The organism is Marinilabiliales bacterium (assembly GCA_007695015.1).
Taxonomy (GTDB): Bacteria; Bacteroidota; Bacteroidia; order Bacteroidales; family PUMT01; genus PXAP01.
Map to the genome: position 1 here is coordinate 1 of REEN01000023.1, position 5,444 is coordinate 5,444.

A 5,444-nucleotide genomic window follows, 5' to 3' on the forward strand; every position below is an offset into this window, starting at 1 on the left:
GGAGCTCTCTATATAGGTTTCAGGAATGATGTTTACAGAATTGGCTACGAGAAGATTCCGGCAGGATATCATAGTCGTTCCATTAAACATTTTGGATATTCCTTCGGGGGTTTTACCGGAATAGGGAACACCGCGATAAATCCCTGGGTTACCAATGACGTTATCACCTCTGAATACGACGGTGTGGTCTGGATGAATGGTATTGCTGGCCTTGTTGGTATAGGGGAGATAACGGTGGGACTTGTTGTGGGAATTGATATTTTGCTTGATGACAACCGGGACCACTGGATCTACAGCAATAAACCGTGGGTCGGACTTGTTCTCGGCATTAATCTGAATTAATAGTATGCAAGAATCAGGCAAGTGTATCCAGGGAAGAAATCTTATTTTCCTGCCTGATCAGATAGGTCACTTCCGTAACCGGTGTTATTTGACCCATTCAAAAGCACCAATATCCGGCCGCCTGCCCTGTGGCCTCGGTATGTAGTCAAGGTCGAAGAGTGGAACCAGCTCTTCGCATCCATTGCCAATGGCAGGAGATCCTGGTTTAAGCCGGTAATTATGGTTGAACTTGTCATAAAACCCGATCCCGGTTACAATAATTGCATTTTTTCCTTCAGCATCAGTCGGCTCACCTGCGCGCAGGATATTGTTTGAAATTATGAATTTGTCAATTACACCGGCATTGTCTCTGAGGCTTCTGGAGAAGCCATTTGTCCGTTCCCAGATAATATTATTCACAATATGGATGTTGTCTCCATAATTATGGGATTCGCCATTGACGATGTATATACCCCCGCCGCGTGTGGTGCTTTCCCTTGAATTGTTTACCAGGGTGTTGTTAAAGATAAATATACTGTCCCAGTGCGCCTTTTCTTCTGCCCCCCTTCCCGGTTCAATCCAGAATCCTATTCCCCCTGAATTATTATAGATCAAATTGTTGTATATTTTGATGTTACTGATGGTCCATTTTGTGCCTTCAGGGTGGTATGTGCTTTCAATATTGACGGAGATACCTGATTTTTCAACTGCATCATGTACAATATTATTGAATACTTCAATATTGTTGGCCTTGTCAATATATATGTTTGGGCCGTTATTCCTGTATACATGGTTATTATAGATTTTCCCGTGTGAGGTGCCGTATTTGGCATCAATTCCCTCCTCCTTATTATCAAAAACCTCACAATTCCTTACCTCGAAATACCTGGTGTTCCTTATGGTAATGCCTTCATGAGCGGCGGCAAGACCCTTGTAATTATTGTGGTGAACAATACAGTTGTCAATGATTACATTCTCTGAGTGGTTAAATACAATACCGCCATCCTCAGAATAAGCCACACGGCAGCCCTCAATCAATACGTTTGCTGAACGGGTGGCATAGATACCGAAGGTTGATGAGTGCATAACTGACAACCCCGATATCTTAATATCTGTTCCCTCTATTCTTATTAATGGCCCAAACCGCGGATTGTTTCCGTCTATTACAGCATTTTCACCGCTGAAGCTCATCACTGCTATTCCGTCTTTCTTTATTTCCACGGCTTCTTTGTACATCCCTCCCCTGATAATGATAGTATCGCCCTTTTCTGAATAATCAACCGCCTGCTGAATCGATCTGAAGGCAGTATAATTTCCGTTGCCGGTACGGCGGGTTGCAATGTTGTATTCACCGCTTTTCTCTGTTGAGATCATATGGTCAACGATAATTATCCTGCCGGAAATCTCAATTGTAATTAAGGTCAGGATCAGTAAGCTTATTGACAGTTTGTTATGCATTGCCGAAGTATTTATCAATATCAGGTCAAAGAAGAGCCCGATAAATATATTAAGAATTATTCAACACTCAAGGCCCGAAAAAAGGACAAAATTTGTATTATTGTGGTCAATGTAAAATAGCCGCAAACTATTATCCGACCAAAATAATTCTGAAAATGAAAAAATTACTTGTTGTCTTACCTCTGTTTATTCTGATTACCTTGCCCGCCTTTTCCTTCGGATCCGGAACAGCCTTTGAAATTAACCAAAGGCTGGGACGGGGAATTAACATCGGAAACACCTTTGAAGCGCCATCAGAAAATGCCTGGAGCAATCCATGGAATCCCGAATATGTACAGATAATTTCGGGATTGGGGTTTGACCACATCAGGGTACCTGTCCGCTGGGAGCCCAGGAGCATGGAAACCCCGCCCTATACCATAGACCCGGACTTTCTTAAAAGGATCAAAGGGGTTATTGACAAGGCGTTGGAGCACGGACTTCATGTAATCATAAACATGCACCATCATGATAATGTGCTGAAAGATCCTTCCGGACAGAAAGAGAGGTTCCTTGCCCAGTGGGAACAGATAGCCGGATATTTCAGCGACTACCCTGACAGTCTCCTTTTTGAGGTTTTCAATGAGCCGCATGGCGATTTTACTGCCCGGATGTGGAATGAATTTTTTGCTGAAGCCCTGTCGGTGATACGCGTCACCAATCCCGGCAGGACTGTGCTGGTGGGGACCGCCGAGTGGGGCGGACTTGGGGGACTTCGTCACCTGGAAATCCCTGATGATCCCAACCTGATTCTTACAATTCACTACTATAACCCCTTCCGGTTCACCCACCAGGGAGCCAGCTGGTCATCAGGGGCTGATGCCTGGGTCGGGACAACATGGGATGATACTGATGAAGAGCGGCAGGCGGTTAAGGATGATTTCAAATTTGCACTGGATTACAGCAAAAAACATAATATACCGATCCATATCGGAGAATTCGGGGCATACAGTGCAGCTGACATGGATTCAAGGGTCAGATGGACAACCTGGGTTACCCGCTATTTCGAGCAGATGGGGTTCAGCTGGGCCTACTGGGAGTTCAGTGCAGGATTTGGAATATATGACAGACAGAGCCGACAGCTCCGGCAAGGACTGGTTGATGCTTTGCTGCATAATGAGATTCCCTGATTATTTCCGGCATGCTGACATATCAGGTAAGCTGTGCCGCCCGGGATAGATGTTGTGACAAGGTTGTTTTTTGAATAAATCCATTGACAAACGAAAATAAAAGAGATCATGAAGGTAACGGTAATTTTTGTTATAAGTGCCCTGGTATTCTCATTTGCAAATGCAAATGATAGCACTCCTGCTTTTGAGATGAACCAGAGGCTGGGTCGGGGAATTAACATCGGGAACACTTTTGAAGCACCATCGGAGACTGCATGGAGCAACCCATGGAATCATGATTATGCCGGGATCATAAGCGAGCTTGGCTTCAGTCATATCCGCGTGCCTGTCAGATGGGAACCAAGAAGCATGGATGAGCCGCCATATACCATTGATGTTCAGTTTTTTGAAAGACTGAAATCGGTAATTGATACAGCCCTGTATCACAATCTGCATGTAATAATAAATATGCATCATCATGATGCACTGCTTAATGATCCGGATGGTCAGAAGGAGCGGTTTTTATCGCAGTGGGAGCAGATCGCGGAGTATTTCAAAGACTACCCTGACAGCCTGCTTTTTGAGATCTTCAATGAACCTCACGGCAATTTCACCCCTCAGAAGTGGAATGAGTTTTTCCCTGAAGCACTTTCAAAAATCAGGCTTACCAATCCTGACAGGATGGTTTTGATCGGGACGGCGGACTGGGGCGGACTGGGCGGACTGGGTCACCTGGTGCTGCCTGATGATCCCAACCTGATCCTGACGGTACACTACTACAGCCCCTTCCAGTTTACACACCAGGGGGCTTCATGGGTGGGCGGCGATGCCGATGCCTGGCTTGGCACCCGATGGAATGATACCGAAGCCGAAAGGGAGGCTATTGAGAGTGACTTCCGTGCCGCCCTTCAGTTCAGTGAAGAGCATAACATACCCGTTCATGTCGGTGAATTCGGGGCATACAGCAGGGCTGACATGGACTCCCGTGTAAGGTGGACAACATTTAATTCAAGATACTTCGAGCAGCTTGGTTTCAGCTGGGCCTACTGGGAGTTCAGCGCTGGATTCGGGATCTACGACCGAAATAGTGGCCAGCTGAGGCAGGAGCTGGTTGATGCCCTGTTGCACAACACCATTGGAGATCCGACGGAAACACTGAGGGATACAATATACGCCAGTGACTTTACCACCAATAATGACGGATGGTCACTGAATACTGGTGGTGGTGCATCTGCCACCATGGTAAACGAAACAGGTGAGCTTGATATCAGTATTTCAATTGTTGGCAGCGATGCCTGGAACGTTCAGCTTGTCAAGTCAGGCATATTGCTTGAAAAAGGAAGGAATTACAGGGTTGCATTCAAAGCTTCGGCCGACGGGAACAAGAGTATCTCTACCTATGCAGGCCGGGCCTCCAGTCCCTGGGGCGCCTACAGCGGCTTTCATGGCAAGACCGTAGGAACAGATATTCAGGAACACTCGTTCACTTTCCAGATGAGTGACCCGACAGACCCTGCTACCCGCCTGGTTTTTGACCTTGGTGCAGACACCAAAGGTTTTACACTTTATGACTACGTCCTGGAACGGTTAACGATTGTCATTCCCTACGATGTGAACATAACGGCTGAGAATGGTAATGTTCTGGTTGATCCGGAAACTGATCTGTTTATGGGAGGTGAAACCTATACCCTTACGGCGGTTCCTGATGAGGGGTATGTGTTCACCGGCTGGAGTGGTGATATTACTGGCACCGAAAACCCGGTTGACCTCTTTATATTTTCCGATATGGACATTACTGCAAATTTCGCTGCACTTTACGCACTCAGCGTAACGGCTGAGAATGGATCGGTTACAGTTGATCCTGAGAAGGAGGAATACCAGGATGGTGAAACCGTAACCCTTACTGCAGTCCCCGACGAAGGGTTTTTCTTTGAGGGGTGGAGCGGCGATGCCATAGGTGACGATAACCCACTTCAGATAACCATGGATGCCAATAAAGACATCGTTGCAGTTTTTGCCGAGATTCCGGTCACCTATATCCTTACGGTAACTTCTGAAAACGGGATGGTGACCATTGATCCCGATCAGGATGAATACCTTGAAGGCGATACGGTCATTCTCACTGCTGTTGCAGATGACGGGTTTATATTTACCGGCTGGAGCGGTGATGCAGACGGAGAAGAGAATCCTTTGGAGATAATAATGGACAGTGACAAGAACATTACAGCCAATTTTGATGTGGATACCGGGATTGACGGGGTTACAGCCACCGGCAGTGAGATGCTTTTCTTCCCCAATCCGCTGGCAGATGGCAGTCTGTTTATCCGCACCGGAGAACTTTCAGATATCGCCATATACAATGTAACCGGCAGCCTGCACCTCAGGTATGACAGTGTGAAGGAACTGGAGATCGACAGGTCGGAGTTTGATAGCGGACTGTACATAATAAAAATTTCATCTTCTAACAAGGTAAGGTCCGGTATTCTGATGGTAAAGTGAGCATATCAGGAATTCTTA

4 protein-coding genes are annotated in these 5,444 nt (G+C 46.3%); 3 read left to right on the top strand and 1 reads right to left on the bottom strand.

Translation table 11 applies throughout. The annotated features are described in order from the left end of the window. Positions 1-342 (top strand): hypothetical protein (locus tag EA408_01125; GenBank protein TVR75073.1); only part of this gene is annotated, 342 nt, incomplete at its 5' end. An 84-nt stretch (positions 343-426) separates the two neighbouring features. On the opposite strand, the gene EA408_01130 is transcribed toward EA408_01125, so the two are convergent. Further along, positions 427-1,779, bottom strand: a complete 1,353-nt coding sequence (locus tag EA408_01130) for a hypothetical protein (protein TVR75074.1) — start codon at positions 1,777-1,779, stop codon at positions 427-429. A 155-nt stretch (positions 1,780-1,934) separates the two neighbouring features. On the opposite strand from EA408_01130, the gene EA408_01135 reads away from it, so the two are divergent. Continuing rightward, the gene (locus tag EA408_01135) at positions 1,935-2,948 is read left to right on the top strand and encodes a glycoside hydrolase family 5 protein (GenBank protein ID TVR75075.1); all 1,014 of its coding nucleotides are present in this window, start codon (positions 1,935-1,937) and stop codon (positions 2,946-2,948) included. Positions 2,949-3,056: 108 nt separating this feature from the next. Next, positions 3,057-5,426: a T9SS C-terminal target domain-containing protein gene (locus tag EA408_01140; GenBank protein TVR75076.1), complete on the top strand. Its 2,370-nt coding sequence runs from the start codon at positions 3,057-3,059 to the stop codon at positions 5,424-5,426. Positions 5,427-5,444: the final 18 nt, after the last annotated feature.

Coding starts and splice junctions, on each gene's coding strand:
- EA408_01130 (TVR75074.1), bottom strand. CDS start 1,779: ATGCATAACAAACTGTCAATAAGCTTACTGATCCTGACCTTAATTACA.
- EA408_01135 (TVR75075.1), top strand. CDS start 1,935: ATGAAAAAATTACTTGTTGTCTTACCTCTGTTTATTCTGATTACCTTG.
- EA408_01140 (TVR75076.1), top strand. CDS start 3,057: ATGAAGGTAACGGTAATTTTTGTTATAAGTGCCCTGGTATTCTCATTT.